Source organism: Neisseria bergeri, from assembly GCA_003044455.1.
Taxonomy (GTDB): domain Bacteria; phylum Pseudomonadota; class Gammaproteobacteria; order Burkholderiales; family Neisseriaceae; genus Neisseria; species Neisseria bergeri.
Genome location: POWY01000013.1, coordinates 22,574 through 42,652, shown reverse-complemented (window position 1 = coordinate 42,652; position 20,079 = coordinate 22,574). Strand labels below are relative to the sequence as shown.

Genomic DNA, 20,079 nt, shown 5'->3' with positions numbered 1-20,079 from the left:
GGGTGAGAACGTAACCATCACCGTAGAACTGATTGCGCCTATCGCTATGGAAGAAGGCCTGCGCTTTGCGATTCGCGAAGGCGGCCGTACCGTGGGTGCCGGCGTGGTTTCTTCTGTTATCGCTTAATTGAAGGATATTGATAAATGGCAAACCAAAAAATCCGTATCCGCCTGAAAGCTTATGATTACGCCCTGATTGACCGTTCTGCACAAGAAATCGTTGAAACTGCAAAACGTACCGGTGCCGTTGTAAAAGGCCCGATTCCTTTGCCGACCAAAATCGAGCGTTTCAACATTTTGCGTTCTCCGCACGTGAACAAGACTTCCCGTGAACAATTGGAAATCCGCACCCACTTGCGCCTGATGGACATCGTGGATTGGACCGATAAAACTACCGATGCGCTGATGAAGCTGGATTTGCCGGCCGGTGTTGATGTAGAAATCAAAGTCCAATAATTCGGACTATTGAAAATCCCCAAGCAATCAATGCTTGGGGATTTTTTATGTTATGCCGTCTGAAAATATGCGGCGGCAAACAGGTTTAAGGCAAAACGACAAAATCAAAAAAACAGTGAGGCCGGCGGAACCGGCTTATTTTTGTGCTTCAAAAATTTTCATACGGCATTACCCGATATTTTTTAGTGAATAAAACAAGATATGTTTCATTCATAGCCTTCCTAAGGCTTGCCCCCCCCCGAAGAAAGGTAGAATCGGGCTTGGTTTGGGCAGAATCATCCATCTGATTCCAAGGATGGATGATGTTTTATTCTCAAGTAAATAAAGGAAAGATGATGAGCCTACTTAATGTCTTTAAAGATATTTTAAACAACAAAGAATTGAATTCGGAAGAACGGCATGATTTGGAGCGGGCGGTTAAGATCTTGCAGGATACGCACGTCAATATTTTGATTACCGGAGTCACCGGTTGCGGAAAATCATCCACCATCAATGCCTTGTTCAGCATAGATCAGGCAACGGGAAAGAGCGACGGTCCGGTAAAGGAGGTCGCAAAAGTAGGCGTGGGTGTAGATCCTGAAACTATGGATATTGCCAAATATGAATTGGAGAATATGACGATTTGGGATAGTCCGGGTTTGGGCGACGGAGAGAAGGCAGACCAACGGCACCGGCGAAATATCATCAATAAGCTGTTGGAGAAAGACAGTAACGGCAATGCCGTCATCGACTTGGTTTTGGTGCTGCTTGACGGCGGTTCCAGAGACTTGGGGACATCATACGAACTGATTAACAATGTCATCATCAATACATTGAAGAAGAGCGGGGAAGGCCGTACAGACCGGTTGCTGGTTGCGATTAATCAGTGTGATATGGCGATGAAGGGGCGGAATTGGGATGCAGAAGCCGGCCGTCCGAACGCCGCCTTGGAAAACTTTTTGGAGGAGAAAGTGTGTTCGACGCGCAAGCGCATTCAGGAAGCTACCGGAGTTACGGTCAATCCGATTTATTTTTCAGCAGGCTTTAAGAGTGAGGATGAGGAGCAGCGTCCCTATAACATAACCCGCCTGTTGCGTTATATCATTACTGCTATGCCGTCTGAAAAACGGGTGATTGTGGCAGAGAAGATCAATGTGGAAGAAATCGAACGAGATACCAGCCGCCGCAAACAGGAGGAGCGGCAAGAAATCGACAGCAGTATCGGCAGTGCGCTGGAGAAAATATTGGGGGCTGCGGGAGGCGTGGTTAAAGATGTTGTTTCAACGATAGCGAGCAGTGTCGGGACGCTGATCGGCGGCGCTGCAAAAGCGATTGGAAGGGGGATTAGCACGGTTGCCTCTTGGTTTGGCTGGTAGGGGCATATATGCATCGTTACCGTATTTCTGAAATCGGGCAAAAAGTCACAGCAGCCGGTTTCCGTCCTCTGGATGTCTTGCTTGTCGGTGCGACAGGTGTCGGCAAGTCCTCAACCTTAAATGCCTTGTTTGGCGAACAAAAAGCCAAGGTAGGTACAGGCGTGGATCCTGAAACGCAATTGGTCGAAAGCTATATGCTGAACGATGTGTTGCGATTTTGGGACAGCGCAGGTTTAGGCGATGGGAAAGAAGCTGACCGCACCCATCGGCAAAAACTGATTGATGTCCTGTCTAAAACCTATACTCATTCGGATGGGCAGTGGGGCTGGATAGATTTGGTGTTCGTTATCCTTGACGGCAGCTCCCGCGATTTGGGTACGGCTTATGATTTATTGAGGGACGTTATCCTTAAAATGATTGATCCGGATAGGGTTATTGTTGCGATTAATCAGGCGGATATGGCGATGAAAGGACGTTATTGGGATAAGGTGCTGCATCAGCCGCAGCCGGCTTTGCAACAGTTTCTAGACGAGAAGGCCGAATCGGTGCAAAAAAGGATTCTGGAAGCGACAGGTTTGCAGATTTCCAAACCCGTTTACTATTCGGCATACGAAAACTACCATCTCAAAGAAATAATGGATGCAGTCATCAACCATATCCCGGTTTGTCGGAGAAAGATGCATACGCCGTGATGGTCGGATACCGACCCCTTTAAAAGCATCCAGCCCTATGCCGTCTGAAGATTCAAAACGTTTCAGGCGGCATATTGAAGATATTTCTGATATTTCTGTTGATATTTCTTTGACTTGTCGGATATAATGCCGAGCTTGGTACATTTGTGCCAAGTTTAACTTTGTCTGAAAGACAGGCCAATCGTAGCCTGTCCCTTTACTTTAAAAGGAAAATAATCATGACTTTAGGTCTGGTTGGACGCAAAGTTGGTATGACCCGCGTGTTCGACGAACAGGGTGTTTCTGTTCCGGTAACCGTTTTGGATATGTCTGCCAACCGCGTTACACAAGTAAAATCCAAAGATACTGACGGCTATACTGCCGTTCAAGTTACCTTTGGTCAGAAAAAAGCCAATCGTGTCAACAAAGCCGAAGCCGGGCACTTTGCAAAAGCAGGTGTTGAAGCCGGTCGCGGTTTGGTCGAGTTTGCTTTGACTGAAGAAAAACTGGCTGAATTGAAAGCCGGTGACGAAATCACCGTTTCTATGTTTGAAGTCGGTCAACTGGTCGATGTAACCGGCACCTCTAAAGGTAAAGGTTTCTCCGGTACGATCAAACGTCATAACTTCGGTGCCCAACGTACTTCCCACGGTAACTCCCGTTCTCACCGCGTTCCAGGTTCTATCGGTATGGCGCAAGACCCGGGTCGCGTGTTCCCTGGTAAGCGCATGGCCGGCCAATACGGCAACATCAAAGCAACTGTTCAAAAATTGGAAGTTGTCCGTGTTGATGCAGAACGCCAACTGCTGTTGGTTAAGGGTGCTGTTCCGGGTGCGGTCAACAGCGATGTTGTAGTTCGTCCTAGCGTGAAAGTAGGTGCGTAATGGAATTGAAAGTAATTGACGCTAAAGGACAAGTTTCAGGCAGCCTGTCTGTTTCTGATGCTTTGTTCGCCCGCGAATACAATGAAGCGTTGGTTCATCAGCTGGTAAATGCCTACTTGGCAAACGCCCGCTCTGGTAACCGCGCTCAAAAAACCCGTGCCGAAGTAAAACACTCAACCAAAAAACCATGGCGTCAAAAAGGTACCGGCCGTGCCCGTTCTGGTATGACTTCTTCTCCGCTGTGGCGTAAAGGCGGTCGTGCGTTCCCGAACAAACCTGACGAAAACTTCACTCAAAAAGTAAACCGTAAAATGTACCGTGCCGGTATGGCGACTATTCTGTCCCAATTGGCTCGTGACGAGCGTTTGTTTGCGATTGAGGCGTTGACTGCTGAAACTCCTAAAACCAAAGTTTTTGCTGAACAAGTGAAAAATCTTGGTCTGGAGCAAGTGTTGTTTGTAACCAAACAGCTCGACGAGAATGTTTACTTGGCTTCACGCAACTTGCCAAACGTGTTGGTTTTGGAAGCTCAACAAGTTGATCCTTACAGCTTGCTGCGTTACAAAAAAGTAATCATCACTAAAGATGCAGTTGCACAATTAGAGGAGCAATGGGTATGAATCAACAACGTTTGACTCAAGTGATTTTGGCACCTATCGTTTCTGAAAAAAGCAACGTATTGGCTGAAAAACGCAACCAAATGACGTTTAAAGTCTTGGCAAATGCAACTAAACCTGAAATCAAAGCTGCTGTTGAGCTGCTGTTTGGTGTTCAAGTTGCTTCTGTAACTACCGTTACAACTAAAGGCAAAACTAAGCGTTTTGGTCGTACTTTGGGCCGCCGCAGCGATGTTAAAAAAGCTTATGTAAGCTTGGCTGCCGGTCAAGAGTTGGATTTGGAAGCCGCTGCTGCAGCTGCAGATAAGGAATAAACAAAATGGCAATCGTTAAAATGAAGCCGACCTCTGCAGGCCGTCGCGGCATGGTTCGCGTGGTAACAGAAGGTTTGCACAAAGGTGCGCCTTATGCACCTTTGCTCGAAAAGAAAAATTCTACTGCCGGTCGTAACCATAATGGTCATATCACCACTCGTCATAAAGGCGGCGGTCATAAACACCATTACCGTGTTGTAGACTTTAAACGTAACAAAGACGGTATCCCTGCAAAAGTAGAGCGTATCGAATACGATCCTAACCGTACTGCCTTTATTGCACTGTTGTGCTATGCAGACGGCGAACGTCGCTACATCATCGCTCCTCGCGGTATTCAAGCCGGTGCTGTATTGGTTTCCGGTGCTGAAGCTGCCATCAAAGTAGGTAACACCCTGCCGATCCGCAACATTCCGGTTGGTACGACTATCCACTGTATTGAAATGAAGCCTGGTAAAGGTGCACAAATTGCACGTTCTGCCGGTGCTTCTGCGGTATTGCTGGCTAAAGAAGGCGCGTACGCTCAAGTCCGTCTGCGCTCTGGCGAAGTTCGTAAAATCAACGTAAATTGCCGTGCAACCATCGGTGAAGTCGGTAACGAAGAGCAAAGCCTGAAGAAAATCGGTAAAGCCGGTGCCAATCGTTGGCGCGGTATTCGTCCGACCGTTCGTGGTGTTGTCATGAATCCTGTCGATCACCCGCACGGTGGTGGTGAAGGTCGTACCGGTGAAGCTCGCGAACCGGTTAGCCCATGGGGTACTCCTGCTAAAGGCTACCGCACTCGTAATAACAAACGCACGGATAACATGATTGTTCGTCGTCGTTACTCAAATAAAGGTTAATTAGTATGGCTCGTTCATTGAAAAAAGGCCCATATGTAGACCTGCATTTGCTGAAAAAAGTAGATGCTGCTCGTGCAAGCAACGACAAGCGCCCGATTAAAACCTGGTCTCGTCGTTCTACCATTCTGCCTGATTTTATCGGTCTGACCATTGCTGTACACAACGGCCGCACTCATGTGCCTGTGTTTATCAGCGATAACATGGTTGGTCATAAATTAGGTGAATTCTCATTGACCCGTACCTTTAAAGGCCACCTGGCCGATAAAAAGGCTAAAAAGAAATAAGGTGAATCATGAGAGTAAATGCACAACATAAAAATGCCCGTATCTCTGCTCAAAAGGCTCGTTTGGTAGCTGATTTGATTCGTGGTAAAGACGTTGCCCAAGCTTTGAATATTTTGGCTTTCAGTCCTAAAAAAGGTGCTGAGCTGATCAAAAAAGTATTGGAGTCAGCTATTGCTAATGCCGAGCACAATAACGGTGCGGACATTGATGAACTGAAAGTGGTAACTATCTTTGTTGACAAAGGCCCAAGCTTGAAACGTTTTCAAGCTCGTGCCAAAGGTCGCGGTAACCGCATCGAAAAACAAACTTGTCATATCAATGTGACAGTGGGTAACTAAGGAAAAGCTATGGGACAAAAGATTAACCCTACAGGCTTTCGCCTGGCGGTAACTAAAGACTGGGCTTCAAAATGGTTTGCTAAAAGCACCGACTTTTCTACTGTTTTGAAGCAGGATATCGATGTTCGCAATTATTTGCGTCAAAAATTGGCTAATGCTTCAGTTGGTCGCGTAGTGATCGAGCGTCCTGCTAAATCTGCACGCATTACCATTCACTCCGCTCGTCCGGGTGTGGTTATCGGTAAAAAAGGTGAGGATATCGAAGTTTTGAAACGTGACTTGCAAGCCTTGATGGGTGTGCCTGTTCATGTAAATATTGAAGAGATCCGCCGTCCTGAGTTGGATGCTCAAATTATTGCTGACGGAATTGCCCAGCAGTTGGAAAAACGCGTTCAATTCCGTCGTGCTATGAAACGAGCAATGCAAAATGCAATGCGTTCTGGTGCTAAAGGCATTAAGATTATGACTTCAGGCCGTCTGAATGGTGCGGATATTGCCCGTAGCGAATGGTATCGTGAAGGTCGCGTGCCACTGCATACTTTACGTGCAAATGTAGATTATGCAACCAGCGAAGCGCACACCACATATGGTGTATTGGGTCTGAAAGTTTGGGTTTATACGGAAGGCAATATTAAATCTTCCAAACCTGAACATGAGAGTAAACAAAGAAAGGCAGGTAGACGTAATGCTGCAGCCAACTAGACTGAAATACCGTAAGCAACAAAAGGGTCGTAATACCGGCATCGCTACTCGCGGTAATAAGGTAAGTTTCGGTGAGTTCGGCTTGAAAGCCGTAGGTCGTGGTCGTTTGACTGCCCGTCAAATCGAAGCTGCTCGTCGTACAATGACCCGTCACATCAAACGTGGTGGTCGTATTTGGATTCGTGTATTCCCTGATAAACCGATTACTGAAAAGCCTATTCAAGTTCGTATGGGTGGCGGTAAAGGTAACGTGGAATATTACATTGCCGAAATTAAACCAGGTAAAGTGTTGTATGAAATGGATGGCGTTCCAGAGGAACTGGCTCGTGAAGCATTCGAGTTGGCTGCTGCCAAATTGCCTATTCCTACAACCTTTGTAGTAAGACAGGTGGGTCAATAATGAAAGCAAATGAATTGAAAGACAAATCCGTTGAGCAGTTGAATGCAGATTTGTTGGACTTGTTGAAAGCTCAGTTTGGCTTACGTATGCAAAACGCTACTGGTCAATTAGGCAAACCAAGTGAATTGAAACGTGTACGTCGCGATATTGCTCGTATTAAAACCGTTTTAACTGAAAAAGGTGCTAAGTAATGAGCGAAACTAAAAATGTTCGTACTTTGCAAGGCAAAGTAGTAAGCGACAAAATGGATAAAACCGTAACAGTATTGGTTGAGCGTAAAGTAAAACATCCGCTGTATGGTAAGATTATTCGATTATCTACTAAAATCCATGCCCATGATGAAAATAATCAATATGGAATTGGTGATGTAGTTGTTATATCGGAATCCCGTCCATTATCAAAAACTAAATCTTGGATTGTCAGTGAGCTGGTTGAGAAAGCACGTTCTGTTTAAGAATTAAAGCAACGTGCTTGAAATGGGAAACGAAGTATTGCAGCAAATTTAATTTGCGTGTAAACTTCGTTTCCTGTCTTTCAGTTTCTTCTGGAAGTTTCTTCCCTTTCGGGGTCCAAGACTGGTTTACTTGAACCGTAAGGTTTCATTTAATAAGCAGCGGCTTTGCTGTAAGTTATCTGAAAGTGGTAAATTAAGTTGGTTAATTTAAAGGTAATAACATGATTCAAATGCAGACCATCTTAGATGTGGCTGATAACTCTGGTGCGCGTAGAGTAATGTGTATCAAGGTATTGGGTGGGTCTAAGCGTCGCTATGCTTCGGTTGGCGATATTATTAAAGTTGCAATTAAAGATGCGGCTCCGCGTGGTCGTGTCAAGAAGGGCGATGTTTACAATGCTGTTGTTGTTCGTACTGCAAAAGGTGTTCGTCGTCCTGATGGGGCTTTGATTAAGTTTGATAACAATGCTGCTGTGTTGTTAAATAATAAGCTCGAACCTCTGGGTACTCGTATTTTTGGTCCTGTAACTCGTGAGCTGCGTACTGAGCGATTTATGAAAATCGTTTCATTGGCTCCTGAAGTATTGTAAGGGGTGGTGGAATGAATAAGATTGTTAAAGGCGATCAAGTTGTTGTTATCGCAGGTAAAGACAAGGGTAAGCGGGGTCAGGTCATCCGTGTACTTGGTGGTAAGGTAATTGTTTCTGGTGTAAATGTTGTTAAGCGTCATCAGAAGCCGAATCCAATGCGCGGAGTTGAGGGTGGTATTATTGTAAAAGAAATGCCTTTGGATATTTCTAATGTTGCAATTCTTAATCCCGAGACAAACAAAGCAGACCGTGTTGGTATTAAATTGATTGAAACTGAAGGCAAAATTAAGCGCGTTCGTTTCTTCAAATCTAATGGCTCTATCATTGGAGCATAAGGAGATAACATGGCTCGTTTGAGAGAGTTTTATAAAAGTACTGTTGTTCCTGAGTTGGTTAAACAGTTTGGTTACAAATCGGTTATGGAAGTGCCCCGTATTGAAAAGATTACTTTAAATATGGGTGTTGGCGAAGCGGTTGCTGATAAGAAAGTAATGGAACACGCTGTGTCTGATTTGGAAAAAATTGCCGGTCAGAAACCTGTTGTAACTGTAGCCCGTAAATCTATTGCTGGTTTTAAAATTCGTGACAACTACCCTGTCGGTTGTAAAGTTACTTTGCGCCGTGATCAAATGTTTGAATTTTTGGACCGTTTGATTACTATTGCATTGCCTCGTGTTCGAGATTTTCGTGGTGTAAGCGGTAAGTCATTTGATGGTCGTGGTAATTACAATATGGGTGTTCGCGAACAAATCATTTTTCCGGAAATTGAGTACGATAAAATTGATGCTTTGCGTGGTTTGAATATTACTATTACAACTACTGCAAAAACTGATGAAGAAGCGAAAGCTTTGTTGTCACTGTTCAAGTTTCCGTTTAAAGGATAATTATGGCTAAGAAAGCACTTATTAATCGTGAGCTGAAACGTCAAGCATTGGCGAAAAAGTTTGCAGCTAAACGTGAGGCAATTTTCGCTGTTATTAATGATGCTAATGCGACTGAAGAAGAACGCTTTGAAGCACGTTTGAAATTTCAATCCATTCCGCGTAATGCAGCACCTGTACGTCAACGTCGTCGTTGTGCTTTAACAGGTCGTCCTCGTGGCACTTTCCGTAAATTTGGTTTGGGTCGTATTAAAATCCGTGAAATCGCTATGCGTGGCGAGATTCCTGGTGTTGTTAAAGCTAGCTGGTAATAGGAGTATAAATAATGAGTATGCATGATCCTATTTCCGATATGTTGACTCGTATTCGCAATGCGCAACGTGCTAATAAAGCAACTGTTGCCATGCCTTCTTCAAAATTGAAATGTGCAATTGCAAAAGTTCTGAAAGATGAAGGCTATATCGAGGATTTTACGGTTTCTGCTGATGCAAAACCGGTATTGGAAATTCAATTGAAATACTATGCAGGTCGCCCTGTGATTGAGCAAATTAAACGTGTTTCACGTCCTGGTTTGCGTATTTACAAAGCATCAAGCGAGATCCCTAGCGTAATGAATGGCTTGGGTGTCGCTATTGTTAGTACTTCTAAAGGTGTGATGACTGATCGCAAAGCCCGTTCTGAGGGTGTTGGTGGTGAGTTGTTGTGCATCGTAGCCTAGTGGAGAAATGTAAATGTCACGCGTCGCAAAAAACCCAGTGACTGTTCCTGCTGGTGTAGAAGTAAAATTCGGAACAGATGCATTGGTAATCAAAGGTAAACATGGCGAACTGTCCTTTCCTTTGCATTCCGATGTTGCTATTGAACTAAACGATGGTAAATTGACTTTTGCTGCAAAAAATGACAGTAAACAGGCTAATGCTATGTCTGGTACTGCTCGTGCATTGGTTAATAACATGGTTAAGGGTGTTTCTGAAGGTTTTGAGAAAAGACTTCAATTGATTGGTGTGGGTTATCGTGCCCAAGCGCAAGGCAAAGTTTTGAACTTATCTTTGGGTTTCTCTCATCCAATCGTATATGAAATGCCTGAAGGTGTTTCTGTTCAAACTCCTAGCCAAACAGAAATCGTTTTGACTGGTGCAGATAAACAAGTGGTTGGCCAAGTCGCTGCTGAAATTCGTGCATTCCGTTCTCCTGAGCCTTATAAAGGCAAAGGTGTTCGTTATGTAGGTGAAGTAGTAGTGATGAAAGAAGCCAAGAAAAAATAATTGAGGTTCACTAATGGATAAACATACAACCCGACTCCGTCGTGCACGCAAAACCCGTGCGCGTATTGCGGACTTGAAAATGGTAAGATTATGTGTGTTCCGCAGCAATAATCATATTTATGCTCAAGTAATTAGTGCTGAAGGTGATAAAGTATTGGCTCAAGCCTCTACATTGGAAGCTGAAGTACGTAGTAGCCTGAAATCAGGTAGCAACGTTGAAGCAGCAGCTGTAGTTGGTAAGCGTATTGCTGAAAAAGCTAAAGCAGTAGGTGTTGAAAAAGTTGCTTTTGACCGTTCAGGTTTCCAATATCACGGTCGTGTGAAAGCTTTGGCTGAAGCTGCACGTGAAAATGGTTTAAGCTTCTAATATTTGGAGACTTTCAGATGGCAAAACATGAAATTGAAGAACGCGGTGACGGCCTGATTGAAAAGATGGTCGCAGTTAATCGCGTGACTAAAGTAGTTAAAGGTGGCCGTATTATGGCTTTCTCTGCACTGACTGTTGTTGGTGATGGCGATGGTCGCATCGGTATGGGTAAGGGTAAATCAAAAGAAGTGCCAGTTGCTGTTCAAAAAGCAATGGATCAAGCACGCCGCTCTATGATTAAAGTACCTTTGAAAAATGGTACGATTCATCATGAAGTTATTGGTCGTCATGGCGCTACTAAAGTATTTATGCAACCTGCTAAAGAAGGTAGCGGTGTAAAAGCTGGTGGTCCAATGCGTTTAGTATTTGATGCTATGGGTATCCATAATATCTCAGCCAAAGTGCATGGTTCTACTAACCCTTACAATATTGTACGTGCTACATTGGACGGTTTGTCTAAACTGTATACCCCTGCTGATATTGCTGCTAAACGTGGTTTGACAGTAGAAGATATTTTGGGAGCTAACCATGACTGAGCAAAAAAAGATTAAAGTTACATTGGTTAAGAGCCTGATTGGTACAATTGAATCTCATCGTGCTTGTGCTCGTGGCTTAGGTTTGCGTCGCCGTGAGCATACAGTAGAGGTTTTGGATACCCCTGAAAACCGTGGTATGATCAATAAAATCAGCTACTTGTTGAAAGTGGAGTCTTAATATGTTTTTGAATACTATTCAACCTGCTGAGGGTGCTACTCACGCTAGTCGTCGTGTAGGCCGTGGTATTGGTAGTGGCCTGGGTAAGACAGGTGGTCGTGGTCATAAAGGTCAAAAGAGCCGGTCTGGTGGGTTTCATAAGGTGGGTTTCGAGGGTGGTCAAATGCCCTTGCAACGACGCCTCCCTAAAAGAGGTTTTAAATCTTTAACAGCATCAGCTAATGCACAGCTTCGTTTAAGTGAACTGGAATCAATTGCTGTTAATGAGATTGATATTTTGGTCTTAAAGCAAGCAGGTCTGATTGCATCTACAGTCTCTAATGTTAAAGTTATTGCTTCTGGTGAAATTTCTAAGGCAGTTGCTTTGAGGGGTATTAAAGTTACCAAAGGTGCGAGAGCTGCTATCGAGGCTGCTGGTGGTAAGATTGAAATGTAAGGTTTAATATTGTGGCTAATCAACAAACGTCATCAGGTTTATCCAAGTTTGGAGATCTTAAGAAACGTCTTTTGTTTCTATTTGGAGCATTGATTGTTTTTCGAATTGGTGCCCATATACCCGTACCTGGAGTTGATGCTGTTGCTTTAGCTAAATTATACGAAAGCGCTGGAAACGGCATCCTGGGAATGTTGAATATGTTTTCCGGTGGGTCGTTAGAGCGCTTTAGTATATTTGCAATAGGAATCATGCCATATATTTCAGCTTCTATTATTGTACAGCTCGCTTCTGAAATTTTGCCATCATTGAAGGCTTTAAAAAAAGAAGGGGAGTCTGGTAGAAAGGTAATTACGAAATATACTAGGTATGGTACTGTTTTGTTAGCAATTCTTCAAAGTCTAGGTGTTGCATCTTTCGTATTTCAGCAAGGAGTTGTTGTAACAAGTTCATTTGAGTTTCATGTTTCCACGGTAGTTTCTTTGGTAACGGGAACCATGTTTCTTATGTGGCTTGGGGAGCAAATTACTGAAAGGGGTATCGGGAACGGTATTTCTTTAATTATTACGGCAGGTATTGCTTCAGGTATTCCTTCGGGTATTGTAAAGCTGGTTACACTGACGAACCAAGGTTCTATGAGCATGCTTACGGCGTTGCTTATTGTATTTGGTGCCTTATTATTAATTTATTTGGTTGTATACTTTGAAAGTGCACAGCGGAAGATTCCTATTCATTATGCAAAACGCCAGTTTAATGGTAGGGTGGGGACTCAAAATACGCATATGCCTTTCAAGTTGAATATGGCTGGTGTTATTCCCCCAATTTTTGCTTCCAGTATTATTCTATTTCCATCTACTCTTTTAGGTTGGTTTGGTTCGGCTGATACAAATAGTGTTTTGCACAAAATAGCTGGATTGTTACAACACGGTCAATTGCTGTATATGGCTTTATTTGCAGCGACAGTTATTTTCTTTTGTTATTTTTATACGGCTTTGGTTTTTAGCCCTAAAGAAATGGCAGAGAATTTAAAAAAGAGTGGTGCTTTTGTTCCTGGAATTAGACCTGGTGAGCAGACCTCTAGGTATTTAGAAAAAGTTGTATTACGTTTGACATTGTTTGGAGCTCTTTATATTACAACTATTTGTTTAATTCCAGAGTTCTTAACTACGGTCTTAAATGTACCTTTTTATTTGGGTGGTACGTCTTTGTTGATTCTAGTTGTTGTAACGATGGATTTTAGTACACAAATAAATTCGTATAGGCTTACTCAACAGTATGATAAGTTAATGACTCGTTCAAAATGAAATCATTTTCTCGGAAATAGAATTATGGCGAAAGAAGATACTATTCAAATGCAAGGTGAAATTCTTGAAACTTTACCTAATGCAACATTTAAAGTAAAACTTGAGAATGACCATATTGTATTGGGTCATATTTCTGGGAAGATGCGGATGCATTACATTCGTATTTCTCCGGGAGATAAGGTCACAGTAGAGCTGACACCTTATGATTTAACTAGGGCTCGAATCGTTTTCAGAGCAAGATAAACCAATAAAAGGAAAATAAAATGCGTGTACAACCATCTGTTAAGAAAATTTGCCGAAATTGCAAGATTATTCGTCGAAATCGTGTAGTTCGTGTAATTTGTACTGATCCCCGTCACAAACAGCGTCAAGGTTAATAGAATATTTCTTTTAATGTGATTCTGTGATATAGTGACACACTTTGCCCTAAAAAGGAAAAAATATGGCTCGTATTGCAGGGGTAAATATCCCTAATAACGCACACATCGTAATTGGTCTTCAGGCTATTTACGGTATTGGTGCTACTCGTGCTAAATTGATTTGTGAGGCTGCAAATATTGCGCCTGATACTAAAGCAAAAGATTTGGACGAGACTCAATTAGATGCTTTGCGTGACCAAGTTGCCAAGTATGAAGTAGAAGGTGATTTGCGTCGTGAAGTAACTATGAGTATCAAGCGATTGATGGACATGGGCTGCTATCGTGGCTTCCGTCATCGTCGCGGCTTACCATGCCGCGGTCAACGCACTCGTACAAATGCGCGTACTCGCAAAGGTCCGCGTAAAGCGATTGCTGGTAAGAAATAAATTTTAAGGAATTTTATTAATGGCTAAAGCAAACACAGCTTCACGTGTACGTAAAAAAGTACGTAAAACCGTGAGTGAGGGTATTGTGCACGTTCATGCATCTTTCAACAATACCATCATTACAATCACTGACCGTCAAGGCAATGCGTTGTCTTGGGCTACCTCTGGCGGCGCTGGTTTTAAAGGTTCTCGTAAAAGTACACCATTTGCAGCACAAGTTGCAGCAGAAGCAGCTGGTAAAGTTGCCCAAGAGTATGGCGTTAAAAATTTAGAGGTTCGTATTAAAGGTCCAGGTCCTGGTCGCGAATCCTCTGTACGTGCTTTGAATGCTCTTGGTTTCAAGATTACCAGCATTACTGACGTTACCCCGTTGCCTCATAACGGTTGCCGTCCGCCTAAAAAACGTCGTATTTAATATTGGAGTGATTTGAAACATGGCACGTTATATTGGCCCTAAATGTAAGTTGGCACGTCGCGAAGGTACGGATTTGTTTTTGAAGAGTGCGCGCCGCTCTTTGGATTCTAAATGTAAAATTGATTCCGCTCCCGGTCAGCATGGTGCAAAAAAACCGCGTTTGTCAGACTATGGTTTGCAGTTGCGTGAAAAACAAAAAATCCGCCGTATTTATGGCGTATTAGAACGTCAGTTCCGTCGTTATTTCGCAGAAGCTGATCGTCGTAAAGGTTCTACTGGCGAGTTGCTGTTGCAATTGCTGGAATCTCGTTTGGATAATGTCGTTTATCGTATGGGTTTCGGTTCTACCCGAGCTGAAGCAAGACAGCTTGTTTCTCATAAGGCGATAGCTGTAAATGGACAAGTTGTCAATATTCCTTCTTTCCAAGTGAAAGCTGGTGATGTTGTCTCAGTTCGTGAAAAAGCCAAAAAACAGGCACGTATTCAAGAAGCATTGGGTTTGGCAACTCAAATCGGCTTGCCGGGTTGGGTTTCTGTAGATGCAGATAAACTTGAGGGTGTGTTCAAAAACATGCCGGATCGCTCGGAATTGACCGGTGATATTAATGAACAGCTGGTGGTAGAGTTCTACTCTAAATAATGCTAGCTCAGTGAGGGACAGTTAAATGCAGAATAGCACAACCGAATTTTTGAAACCTCGTCAAATTGATGTAAATACTTTTTCTGCAACTCGTGCAAAAGTATCTATGCAGCCATTTGAACGTGGTTTCGGTCATACCTTAGGTAATGCTTTGCGCCGTATCTTACTGTCATCCATGAATGGTTTTGCTCCTACTGAAGTGGCTATTGCCGGTGTATTACACGAATATTCTACTGTTGATGGTGTTCAGGAAGATGTTGTTGACATTTTGCTGAATATTAAAGGTATTGTATTTAAGCTCCATGGTCGTAGCCAAGTTCAACTTATGTTGAAGAAATCAGGTTCAGGTGTCGTATCTGCCGGTGATATTGAGTTGCCGCATGATGTAGAAATTCTGAATCCTGGTCATGTCATTTGTCATTTGGCTGATAACGGTCAAATTGAGATGGAAATTAAAGTAGAGCAAGGTCGTGGTTATCAATCTGTTTCAGGTCGTCAGGTAGTTCGTGATGAGAACCGTCAGATTGGTGCAATCCAGTTGGATGCGAGCTTTTCGCCCATCAGCCGTGTTAGCTTTGAGGTTGAACCTGCACGTGTAGAGCAGCGGACGGATCTTGATAAGTTGGTTTTGGATATCGAAACCGACGGTTCTATTGATCCTGAGGAAGCTGTACGCAGTGCGGCACGTATTTTGATTGATCAGATGTCTATTTTTGCTGATTTGCAGGGTACGCCTGTGGAGGAGGTTGAAGAAAAAGCACCTCCTATCGACCCTGTTCTTTTGCGTCCGGTGGATGATCTGGAATTGACAGTACGTTCAGCTAATTGTTTGAAAGCTGAGGATATTTATTATATTGGCGATTTGATTCAACGCACTGAAACCGAGCTTCTTAAAACGCCGAATTTGGGACGTAAATCTTTGAATGAGATTAAGGAAGTATTGGCATCTAAAGGTTTGACACTGGGTTCTAAGTTGGAAGCATGGCCACCTGTAGGCTTGGAAAAGCCTTAATGAAGAATTAAAGGATAATTGATATGCGTCATCGTAATGGCAATCGCAAATTAAACCGTACCAGCAGTCATCGTGCTGCAATGCTGCGTAATATGGCGAATTCATTATTGACTCACGAAACGATTGTAACAACTCTGCCTAAGGCCAAGGAATTGCGCCGTGTGGTTGAACCATTGATTACATTGGGTAAGAAACCATCTTTGGCTAATCATCGTTTGGCATTTGACCGAACTCGTGATCGTGATGTTGTAGTGAAATTGTTTGGTGATTTGGGTCCTCGTTTCTCTGCTCGTAATGGTGGTTATGTTCGAGTATTGAAATATGGGTTCCGTAAGGGCGATAATGCCCCCTTGGCTTTGGTTGAATTAGTTGATAAACCAGTGGCTGAGTAATTTTAAGCATATAACGCCATCTATTAGAAATAGATGGCGTTATTTTTACATAATATTTGAAGGTTAATGATTTATTGAGTAAATATTAATTGAATAGCTAAGGTTTGCGCGGTAAACTTACATCATTAAAAAATTCTATAGTTTTATCTATGATTAATGCCTTCGATATAAAATCGACAAAGATAGATGTATTATCTATTTGCTTACATACATCAGATTTGCTTGATTTGGAAAATGTTTTAGTCAAATTAGGGAAGAAATTCCAGGAATCTGGTGTCGTTCCTTTTGTCTTGGATCTTCAGGAGTTTGATTATCCTGAGTCTTTAGATCTTGCTGCATTGGTTTCGCTTTTTTCGAGACATGGTATGCAGATTTTAGGTCTTAAACATCTTGATGAGCGATGGGCTGCCGTGGCAGCGAAGTATCATTTGCTTTTCTGTTCATCTCATCTAGAAAATATTAGAGAACAGGATCAGATTGAGGCGCAAGAAACTTCCGACGAGCTGAAAACGAGGAAAACGGTATTGGTTACAACCTCTGTCCGTACTGGCCAACAGGTTTATGCTGAAGACGGAGATTTAATTGTAACCGGTACTGTCAGTCAAGGTGCAGAGTTGATTGCAGACGGTAATATACATATTTATGCCCCAATGAGGGGTCGGGCCTTAGCTGGTGCAAAAGGTGATACTTCCGCCCGTATATTTATTCATTCTATGCAGGCAGAATTAGTTTCCATAGCTGGTATTTACCGCAATTTTGAACAAGATTTGCCGGATCATTTGCATAAACAGCCGGTACAGATATTGTTGCAGGATAATCGTTTGGTTATCAGTGCAATTGATTCAGAGTAATTGTTTGATATTTGAAAAAGGAAATATTGTGGCAAAAATTATTGTAGTAACTTCTGGTAAGGGTGGTGTTGGTAAAACGACTACCAGTGCCAGTATTGCAACAGGTTTGGCATTGCGCGGATACAAAACTGCGGTGATTGATTTTGATGTTGGCTTACGTAATCTTGACTTAATTATGGGCTGTGAGCGGCGTGTCGTTTATGACCTCATTAATGTCATTCAAGGTGAGGCGACACTTAATCAGGCATTGATTAAAGATAAAAACTGTGAAAATTTGTTTATTCTGCCTGCTTCCCAAACTCGGGATAAAGATGCTTTGACACGTGAGGGTGTAGAGAAGGTCATGAAAGAGTTGGGTAGTAAGAAAATGGGTTTCGAATATATTATTTGTGATTCTCCTGCCGGTATTGAGCAAGGTGCATTGATGGCATTGTATTTTGCCGATGAAGCCATCGTAACGACCAATCCGGAGGTTTCCAGTGTTCGGGACTCTGACAGGATTTTAGGTATTCTACAAAGTAAATCACGTAAGGCAGAGCAAGGTGGTTCGGTTAAGGAGCATTTGTTGATTACTCGTTACTCTCCTGAACGTGTAGCTAAAGGTGAAATGCTTTCAGTACAGGATATTTGTGACATTTTGCGTATTCCCTTGATTGGTGTGATTCCGGAATCGCAAAACGTTTTGCAGGCCTCTAACTCAGGTGAGCCTGTTATTCATCAAGACAGCGTGGTTGCTTCTGAAGCTTATAAGGACGTAATTGCCCGTCTATTGGGTGAAAATCGTGAAATGCGTTTCTTAGAAGTTGAGAAAAAAGGCTTCTTCAAACGTCTGTTTGGAGGTTAACGTATGTCATTAATTGATCTTTTATTTGGTAGAAAGCAGAAAACGGCAACTGTCGCACGAGATCGTCTTCAAATTATCATTGCCCAAGAGCGTGCTCAAGAAGGTCAGGCTCCCGATTATTTGCCGACTTTGCGTAAAGAATTGATGGAAGTTTTGTCTAAGTATGTGAATGTTTCCTTGGATAATATCCGTATTTCTCAAGAGAAGCAGGATGGTGTCGATGTTCTGGAATTGAACATTACATTACCTGAACAGAAAAAGGTATAGTTCATGACCTTGACCGAATTACGGTACATCGTCGCAGTTGCTCAGGAACGTCATTTCGGTCGCGCTGCACGGCGTTGTTTTGTCAGTCAGCCCACTTTATCCATTGCTATTAAGAAGCTGGAAGAGGAGCTTGCTGTTTCCCTGTTTGACCGGAGTAGTAATGATATTATTACGACGGAGGCAGGGGAACGCATTGTTGCTCAGGCACGTAAAGTGCTTGAGGAGGCAGAGCTTATAAGGCATTTGGCAAATGAAGAGCAGAATGAGCTGGAGGGGGCATTCAAACTTGGATTAATTTTCACAGTTGCTCCCTACCTGTTACCAAAGTTGATTGTTTCTCTGCGTCGTACTGCACCTAAGATGCCTCTGATGTTGGAGGAGAACTATACGCATACGTTGACTGAATCTCTTAAGCGTGGAGATGTTGACGCAATTATCGTAGCAGAGCCGTTTCAGGAACCGGGTATCGTTACCGAACCGTTGTATGACGAACCGTTCTTCGTCATTGTTCCCAAGGGGCATCCGTTTGAAGAGCTTGATGCTGTGTCATCTAAAATGCTGGGCGAAGAACAGGTTTTGTTGCTTACGGAAGGGAATTGTATGCGGGATCAAGTGTTGTCAAGTTGCTCCGAGTTGGCTGCCAAACAACGCATACAGGGTTTGACCAATACATTGCAGGGCAGTTCGATTAACACGATTCGCCATATGGTTGCAAGCGGTCTGGCAATCAGTGTATTACCGGCAACTGCATTGACTGAAAACGACCATATGCTTTTCAGTATTATTCCTTTTGAGGGTACTGCACCGAGCCGTCGGGTCGTGTTGGCATACCGTCGTAACTTTGTTCGTCCGAAAGCATTGTCTGCAATGAAAACGGCGATTATGCAATCGAGGTTGAGCGGTGTAACGTTCCTTAGAGGGTAATTCAAAAACAATGCCGTCTGAAGATTTCAGACGGCATTGTTTTATTCTTTTAGACTGAGACCTTTGCAAAATTCCCCAAAATCCCCTAAATGTCTTGGTGGGAATTTAGGGGATTTTGGGGAATTTTGCAAAGGTCTCGGGCTGTATATTGTAAGGTTTCTTGATGTTGCAATTGTGCAAATGTTTTATCTGAAAAAAGCCCTTCGGAAATCCGAAGGGCTTTGTGTAAGGCTAAACAGGTTACCAGAGGTAAGCCATGCCTACGCCTACATCTGCACGGCTGTTGAGGTTGGCTTGCGCTTTCCAAATCAGTTTGCCGTTATACCTGCCGCCAAATTATCCGATATGGCAATCAGGCTGTCCGCAGCCGTATGTGTGGCGGCTTGAGCTGTACCTCATGCCATGAGCAGGGCGGCAGAGATGGCCGTCAATTTGATGGATTTGCTTTTTTTCCTCGTACCGGCAAGCTCGCTGACCGCCGTCCATGTTTGGGTTGAATGATTCCAGATGACCTTGAAAGTCTTATTCATCGTTAAAATCCTTGTAGAGATTAATGAGTTGTCATGAAAAACGTAATATTATATTTGAAAAATATAGGTTTATGTAGATGGAATTATGCGGGGGGGTTATTTTATGTAAATTTTGGAGGCTGTGTCAGTGGGGGAAGTTAATTTTTAATGATATATGCGTTGATATGTCGGGTAATTCGGCTATAAAGATTTTTTAATCATCAAGATTAACGGATTACAGGTGCGAACCTTTTTGCCGGCGTGGTTTCGGCGTTGTAAAACGCACCGTATCCGGCGGTTGCCTGCATTAGTGAAGCTGTCATCCTCCGCCGAAGGTACGCGTTTCATCTCCGCCTATCCGCAATACGGCAATTTGATTGGGTGTTTCTACGCCGACTACGATACGGACAAACTGCAAATCGAACAGGAAATCCGCATCAGCGTGGATAAAAGTCAGATGGTTTGGTTTGATTGAATTTGATGGATTGAGAAAAAGAAAAATGCCGTCTGAAATTTAAGTTTCAGACAGCATTTGTTATTTCAGCCATCAAT

Annotated in this window: 37 protein-coding genes and 1 pseudogene; 37 read left to right on the top strand and 1 reads right to left on the bottom strand. The window is 43.2% G+C overall.

The features are described from left to right. From DBY86_RS10865 to oxyR, 36 genes and pseudogenes are all read left to right on the top strand, one after another. The coding region (locus DBY86_RS10865) for an EF-Tu C-terminal domain-related protein (RefSeq protein ID WP_455519154.1) at positions 1–127 on the top strand (127 nt) is incomplete at its 5' end. Positions 128–144: 17 nt separating this feature from the next. After that, positions 145–456 carry a 30S ribosomal protein S10 gene (gene rpsJ, locus DBY86_RS10860; RefSeq protein WP_002215394.1) on the top strand — a complete coding sequence of 104 codons (312 nt, stop codon included), beginning with the start codon at positions 145–147 and terminating at the stop codon, positions 454–456. Positions 457–758: 302 nt separating this feature from the next. Next, a complete protein-coding gene (locus DBY86_RS10850) occupies positions 759–1,811 on the top strand; it encodes a GTPase family protein (protein ID WP_199901098.1) in 1,053 nt (350 codons plus the stop codon). Positions 1,812–1,819: 8 nt separating this feature from the next. After that, on the top strand, positions 1,820–2,503 hold the full coding sequence (locus DBY86_RS10845; protein ID WP_107819970.1) for a GTPase: 684 nt from the start codon (positions 1,820–1,822) through the stop codon (positions 2,501–2,503). 218 nt (positions 2,504–2,721) lie between these two features. Continuing rightward, on the top strand, positions 2,722–3,366 hold the full coding sequence (rplC, locus tag DBY86_RS10835) for a 50S ribosomal protein L3 (RefSeq protein ID WP_107819968.1): 645 nt from the start codon (positions 2,722–2,724) through the stop codon (positions 3,364–3,366). After that, positions 3,366–3,986 (top strand): 50S ribosomal protein L4, encoded by a 621-nt coding sequence (rplD, locus tag DBY86_RS10830; RefSeq protein WP_002218573.1) that lies wholly within the window; start codon positions 3,366–3,368, stop codon positions 3,984–3,986. Before rplC ends, rplD begins: the two co-directional genes overlap by 1 nt. Next, positions 3,983–4,297 (top strand): 50S ribosomal protein L23, encoded by a 315-nt coding sequence (gene rplW, locus DBY86_RS10825; RefSeq protein ID WP_002231529.1) that lies wholly within the window; start codon positions 3,983–3,985, stop codon positions 4,295–4,297. Before rplD ends, rplW begins: the two co-directional genes overlap by 4 nt. A gap of 5 nt (positions 4,298–4,302) precedes the next feature. Next, positions 4,303–5,136 (top strand): 50S ribosomal protein L2, encoded by an 834-nt coding sequence (rplB, locus tag DBY86_RS10820; RefSeq protein ID WP_003675876.1) that lies wholly within the window; start codon positions 4,303–4,305, stop codon positions 5,134–5,136. 5 nt (positions 5,137–5,141) lie between these two features. Then, on the top strand, positions 5,142–5,420 hold the full coding sequence (gene rpsS / locus DBY86_RS10815) for a 30S ribosomal protein S19 (protein ID WP_002215422.1): 279 nt from the start codon (positions 5,142–5,144) through the stop codon (positions 5,418–5,420). Between the two features lie 8 nt (positions 5,421–5,428). After that, positions 5,429–5,758, top strand: coding sequence for a 50S ribosomal protein L22 (gene rplV / locus DBY86_RS10810; RefSeq protein WP_002215424.1), 330 nt, complete (start codon positions 5,429–5,431; stop codon positions 5,756–5,758). A gap of 9 nt (positions 5,759–5,767) precedes the next feature. After that, positions 5,768–6,460 (top strand): 30S ribosomal protein S3, encoded by a 693-nt coding sequence (gene rpsC / locus DBY86_RS10805; protein WP_003749800.1) that lies wholly within the window; start codon positions 5,768–5,770, stop codon positions 6,458–6,460. After that, a complete protein-coding gene (gene rplP, locus DBY86_RS10800; RefSeq protein ID WP_003749802.1) occupies positions 6,444–6,860 on the top strand; it encodes a 50S ribosomal protein L16 in 417 nt (138 codons plus the stop codon). Before rpsC ends, rplP begins: the two co-directional genes overlap by 17 nt. Then, positions 6,860–7,051, top strand: a complete 192-nt coding sequence (rpmC, locus tag DBY86_RS10795) for a 50S ribosomal protein L29 (RefSeq protein WP_002215432.1) — start codon at positions 6,860–6,862, stop codon at positions 7,049–7,051. Before rplP ends, rpmC begins: the two co-directional genes overlap by 1 nt. Beyond that, complete coding sequence (rpsQ, locus tag DBY86_RS10790; RefSeq protein WP_107819967.1) at positions 7,051–7,314, top strand: 30S ribosomal protein S17; 264 nt, start codon at positions 7,051–7,053, stop codon at positions 7,312–7,314. The genes rpmC and rpsQ overlap by 1 nt, the downstream gene beginning before the upstream one ends. A 221-nt stretch (positions 7,315–7,535) precedes the next feature. After that, positions 7,536–7,904 (top strand): 50S ribosomal protein L14, encoded by a 369-nt coding sequence (gene rplN / locus DBY86_RS10785; protein ID WP_003749804.1) that lies wholly within the window; start codon positions 7,536–7,538, stop codon positions 7,902–7,904. A gap of 11 nt (positions 7,905–7,915) precedes the next feature. Further along, complete coding sequence (gene rplX / locus DBY86_RS10780; protein ID WP_107819966.1) at positions 7,916–8,239, top strand: 50S ribosomal protein L24; 324 nt, start codon at positions 7,916–7,918, stop codon at positions 8,237–8,239. A 9-nt stretch (positions 8,240–8,248) separates the two neighbouring features. Further along, positions 8,249–8,788 carry a 50S ribosomal protein L5 gene (gene rplE / locus DBY86_RS10775; RefSeq protein WP_003749807.1) on the top strand — a complete coding sequence of 180 codons (540 nt, stop codon included), beginning with the start codon at positions 8,249–8,251 and terminating at the stop codon, positions 8,786–8,788. A gap of 2 nt (positions 8,789–8,790) precedes the next feature. Further along, positions 8,791–9,096, top strand: a complete 306-nt coding sequence (gene rpsN / locus DBY86_RS10770) for a 30S ribosomal protein S14 (RefSeq protein WP_003684736.1) — start codon at positions 8,791–8,793, stop codon at positions 9,094–9,096. A gap of 14 nt (positions 9,097–9,110) precedes the next feature. Beyond that, the gene (rpsH, locus tag DBY86_RS10765) at positions 9,111–9,503 is read left to right on the top strand and encodes a 30S ribosomal protein S8 (protein ID WP_003749283.1); all 393 of its coding nucleotides are present in this window, start codon (positions 9,111–9,113) and stop codon (positions 9,501–9,503) included. 13 nt (positions 9,504–9,516) lie between these two features. Next, positions 9,517–10,050, top strand: a complete 534-nt coding sequence (rplF, locus tag DBY86_RS10760; protein WP_107819965.1) for a 50S ribosomal protein L6 — start codon at positions 9,517–9,519, stop codon at positions 10,048–10,050. A 13-nt stretch (positions 10,051–10,063) separates the two neighbouring features. After that, on the top strand, positions 10,064–10,417 hold the full coding sequence (gene rplR, locus DBY86_RS10755) for a 50S ribosomal protein L18 (protein ID WP_003749287.1): 354 nt from the start codon (positions 10,064–10,066) through the stop codon (positions 10,415–10,417). 17 nt (positions 10,418–10,434) lie between these two features. After that, complete coding sequence (gene rpsE / locus DBY86_RS10750) at positions 10,435–10,953, top strand: 30S ribosomal protein S5 (RefSeq protein WP_003684704.1); 519 nt, start codon at positions 10,435–10,437, stop codon at positions 10,951–10,953. After that, positions 10,946–11,131 (top strand): 50S ribosomal protein L30, encoded by a 186-nt coding sequence (gene rpmD, locus DBY86_RS10745; protein WP_003684808.1) that lies wholly within the window; start codon positions 10,946–10,948, stop codon positions 11,129–11,131. The genes rpsE and rpmD overlap by 8 nt, the downstream gene beginning before the upstream one ends. 1 nt (position 11,132) lies before the next feature. Further along, on the top strand, positions 11,133–11,567 hold the full coding sequence (gene rplO / locus DBY86_RS10740; protein WP_107819964.1) for a 50S ribosomal protein L15: 435 nt from the start codon (positions 11,133–11,135) through the stop codon (positions 11,565–11,567). 11 nt (positions 11,568–11,578) lie between these two features. Continuing rightward, a pseudogene (gene secY / locus DBY86_RS10735) lies at positions 11,579–12,888 on the top strand (preprotein translocase subunit SecY). A gap of 4 nt (positions 12,889–12,892) precedes the next feature. Next, positions 12,893–13,111, top strand: coding sequence for a translation initiation factor IF-1 (gene infA / locus DBY86_RS10730; protein WP_002215452.1), 219 nt, complete (start codon positions 12,893–12,895; stop codon positions 13,109–13,111). Positions 13,112–13,131: 20 nt separating this feature from the next. Further along, positions 13,132–13,245: a 50S ribosomal protein L36 gene (gene rpmJ / locus DBY86_RS10725; protein WP_003697674.1), complete on the top strand. Its 114-nt coding sequence runs from the start codon at positions 13,132–13,134 to the stop codon at positions 13,243–13,245. 65 nt (positions 13,246–13,310) lie between these two features. Next, positions 13,311–13,673: a 30S ribosomal protein S13 gene (gene rpsM / locus DBY86_RS10720; RefSeq protein ID WP_002215453.1), complete on the top strand. Its 363-nt coding sequence runs from the start codon at positions 13,311–13,313 to the stop codon at positions 13,671–13,673. 19 nt (positions 13,674–13,692) lie between these two features. Beyond that, positions 13,693–14,088, top strand: a complete 396-nt coding sequence (gene rpsK, locus DBY86_RS10715) for a 30S ribosomal protein S11 (RefSeq protein WP_002216249.1) — start codon at positions 13,693–13,695, stop codon at positions 14,086–14,088. A gap of 19 nt (positions 14,089–14,107) precedes the next feature. Further along, a complete protein-coding gene (rpsD, locus tag DBY86_RS10710) occupies positions 14,108–14,728 on the top strand; it encodes a 30S ribosomal protein S4 (RefSeq protein ID WP_107819963.1) in 621 nt (206 codons plus the stop codon). Positions 14,729–14,753: 25 nt separating this feature from the next. Then, a complete protein-coding gene (locus DBY86_RS10705; RefSeq protein WP_107819962.1) occupies positions 14,754–15,740 on the top strand; it encodes a DNA-directed RNA polymerase subunit alpha in 987 nt (328 codons plus the stop codon). A 23-nt stretch (positions 15,741–15,763) separates the two neighbouring features. Then, complete coding sequence (gene rplQ / locus DBY86_RS10700; protein WP_107819961.1) at positions 15,764–16,132, top strand: 50S ribosomal protein L17; 369 nt, start codon at positions 15,764–15,766, stop codon at positions 16,130–16,132. A 149-nt stretch (positions 16,133–16,281) separates the two neighbouring features. Further along, the gene (gene minC / locus DBY86_RS10695; RefSeq protein WP_465119551.1) at positions 16,282–16,983 is read left to right on the top strand and encodes a septum site-determining protein MinC; all 702 of its coding nucleotides are present in this window, start codon (positions 16,282–16,284) and stop codon (positions 16,981–16,983) included. A 28-nt stretch (positions 16,984–17,011) separates the two neighbouring features. Then, the gene (gene minD / locus DBY86_RS10690; RefSeq protein ID WP_039854081.1) at positions 17,012–17,827 is read left to right on the top strand and encodes a septum site-determining protein MinD; all 816 of its coding nucleotides are present in this window, start codon (positions 17,012–17,014) and stop codon (positions 17,825–17,827) included. A gap of 3 nt (positions 17,828–17,830) precedes the next feature. After that, positions 17,831–18,094: a cell division topological specificity factor MinE gene (minE, locus tag DBY86_RS10685; RefSeq protein WP_003675921.1), complete on the top strand. Its 264-nt coding sequence runs from the start codon at positions 17,831–17,833 to the stop codon at positions 18,092–18,094. Positions 18,095–18,097: 3 nt separating this feature from the next. Further along, positions 18,098–19,018: a LysR family transcriptional regulator OxyR gene (gene oxyR, locus DBY86_RS10680; protein ID WP_003675922.1), complete on the top strand. Its 921-nt coding sequence runs from the start codon at positions 18,098–18,100 to the stop codon at positions 19,016–19,018. A 395-nt stretch (positions 19,019–19,413) separates the two neighbouring features. On the opposite strand, the gene DBY86_RS10675 is transcribed toward oxyR, so the two are convergent. Further along, positions 19,414–19,548, bottom strand: coding sequence for an ESPR domain-containing protein (locus tag DBY86_RS10675; protein WP_107819960.1), 135 nt, complete (start codon positions 19,546–19,548; stop codon positions 19,414–19,416). A 289-nt stretch (positions 19,549–19,837) separates the two neighbouring features. Here DBY86_RS10675 and DBY86_RS13125 point away from each other — a divergent pair, with 289 nt between their 5' ends. Further along, positions 19,838–20,002, top strand: coding sequence for a hypothetical protein (locus tag DBY86_RS13125; RefSeq protein WP_003680610.1), 165 nt, complete (start codon positions 19,838–19,840; stop codon positions 20,000–20,002). Positions 20,003–20,079: the final 77 nt, after the last annotated feature.

What these genes read in the sequence shown, in the direction of transcription:
- rpsJ (WP_002215394.1), top strand. Translation starts at nt 145, where the DNA reads ATGGCAAACCAAAAAATCCGTATCCGCCTGAAAGCTTATGATTACGCC.
- DBY86_RS10850 (WP_199901098.1), top strand. Translation starts at nt 759, where the DNA reads ATGTTTTATTCTCAAGTAAATAAAGGAAAGATGATGAGCCTACTTAAT.
- DBY86_RS10845 (WP_107819970.1), top strand. Translation starts at nt 1,820, where the DNA reads ATGCATCGTTACCGTATTTCTGAAATCGGGCAAAAAGTCACAGCAGCC.
- rplC (WP_107819968.1), top strand. Translation starts at nt 2,722, where the DNA reads ATGACTTTAGGTCTGGTTGGACGCAAAGTTGGTATGACCCGCGTGTTC.
- rplD (WP_002218573.1), top strand. Translation starts at nt 3,366, where the DNA reads ATGGAATTGAAAGTAATTGACGCTAAAGGACAAGTTTCAGGCAGCCTG.
- rplW (WP_002231529.1), top strand. Translation starts at nt 3,983, where the DNA reads ATGAATCAACAACGTTTGACTCAAGTGATTTTGGCACCTATCGTTTCT.
- rplB (WP_003675876.1), top strand. Translation starts at nt 4,303, where the DNA reads ATGGCAATCGTTAAAATGAAGCCGACCTCTGCAGGCCGTCGCGGCATG.
- rpsS (WP_002215422.1), top strand. Translation starts at nt 5,142, where the DNA reads ATGGCTCGTTCATTGAAAAAAGGCCCATATGTAGACCTGCATTTGCTG.
- rplV (WP_002215424.1), top strand. Translation starts at nt 5,429, where the DNA reads ATGAGAGTAAATGCACAACATAAAAATGCCCGTATCTCTGCTCAAAAG.
- rpsC (WP_003749800.1), top strand. Translation starts at nt 5,768, where the DNA reads ATGGGACAAAAGATTAACCCTACAGGCTTTCGCCTGGCGGTAACTAAA.
- rplP (WP_003749802.1), top strand. Translation starts at nt 6,444, where the DNA reads ATGCTGCAGCCAACTAGACTGAAATACCGTAAGCAACAAAAGGGTCGT.
- rpmC (WP_002215432.1), top strand. Translation starts at nt 6,860, where the DNA reads ATGAAAGCAAATGAATTGAAAGACAAATCCGTTGAGCAGTTGAATGCA.
- rpsQ (WP_107819967.1), top strand. Translation starts at nt 7,051, where the DNA reads ATGAGCGAAACTAAAAATGTTCGTACTTTGCAAGGCAAAGTAGTAAGC.
- rplN (WP_003749804.1), top strand. Translation starts at nt 7,536, where the DNA reads ATGATTCAAATGCAGACCATCTTAGATGTGGCTGATAACTCTGGTGCG.
- rplX (WP_107819966.1), top strand. Translation starts at nt 7,916, where the DNA reads ATGAATAAGATTGTTAAAGGCGATCAAGTTGTTGTTATCGCAGGTAAA.
- rplE (WP_003749807.1), top strand. Translation starts at nt 8,249, where the DNA reads ATGGCTCGTTTGAGAGAGTTTTATAAAAGTACTGTTGTTCCTGAGTTG.
- rpsN (WP_003684736.1), top strand. Translation starts at nt 8,791, where the DNA reads ATGGCTAAGAAAGCACTTATTAATCGTGAGCTGAAACGTCAAGCATTG.
- rpsH (WP_003749283.1), top strand. Translation starts at nt 9,111, where the DNA reads ATGAGTATGCATGATCCTATTTCCGATATGTTGACTCGTATTCGCAAT.
- rplF (WP_107819965.1), top strand. Translation starts at nt 9,517, where the DNA reads ATGTCACGCGTCGCAAAAAACCCAGTGACTGTTCCTGCTGGTGTAGAA.
- rplR (WP_003749287.1), top strand. Translation starts at nt 10,064, where the DNA reads ATGGATAAACATACAACCCGACTCCGTCGTGCACGCAAAACCCGTGCG.
- rpsE (WP_003684704.1), top strand. Translation starts at nt 10,435, where the DNA reads ATGGCAAAACATGAAATTGAAGAACGCGGTGACGGCCTGATTGAAAAG.
- rpmD (WP_003684808.1), top strand. Translation starts at nt 10,946, where the DNA reads ATGACTGAGCAAAAAAAGATTAAAGTTACATTGGTTAAGAGCCTGATT.
- rplO (WP_107819964.1), top strand. Translation starts at nt 11,133, where the DNA reads ATGTTTTTGAATACTATTCAACCTGCTGAGGGTGCTACTCACGCTAGT.
- infA (WP_002215452.1), top strand. Translation starts at nt 12,893, where the DNA reads ATGGCGAAAGAAGATACTATTCAAATGCAAGGTGAAATTCTTGAAACT.
- rpmJ (WP_003697674.1), top strand. Translation starts at nt 13,132, where the DNA reads ATGCGTGTACAACCATCTGTTAAGAAAATTTGCCGAAATTGCAAGATT.
- rpsM (WP_002215453.1), top strand. Translation starts at nt 13,311, where the DNA reads ATGGCTCGTATTGCAGGGGTAAATATCCCTAATAACGCACACATCGTA.
- rpsK (WP_002216249.1), top strand. Translation starts at nt 13,693, where the DNA reads ATGGCTAAAGCAAACACAGCTTCACGTGTACGTAAAAAAGTACGTAAA.
- rpsD (WP_107819963.1), top strand. Translation starts at nt 14,108, where the DNA reads ATGGCACGTTATATTGGCCCTAAATGTAAGTTGGCACGTCGCGAAGGT.
- DBY86_RS10705 (WP_107819962.1), top strand. Translation starts at nt 14,754, where the DNA reads ATGCAGAATAGCACAACCGAATTTTTGAAACCTCGTCAAATTGATGTA.
- rplQ (WP_107819961.1), top strand. Translation starts at nt 15,764, where the DNA reads ATGCGTCATCGTAATGGCAATCGCAAATTAAACCGTACCAGCAGTCAT.
- minC (WP_465119551.1), top strand. Translation starts at nt 16,282, where the DNA reads ATGATTAATGCCTTCGATATAAAATCGACAAAGATAGATGTATTATCT.
- minE (WP_003675921.1), top strand. Translation starts at nt 17,831, where the DNA reads ATGTCATTAATTGATCTTTTATTTGGTAGAAAGCAGAAAACGGCAACT.
- oxyR (WP_003675922.1), top strand. Translation starts at nt 18,098, where the DNA reads ATGACCTTGACCGAATTACGGTACATCGTCGCAGTTGCTCAGGAACGT.
- DBY86_RS10675 (WP_107819960.1), bottom strand. Translation starts at nt 19,548, where the DNA reads ATGAATAAGACTTTCAAGGTCATCTGGAATCATTCAACCCAAACATGG.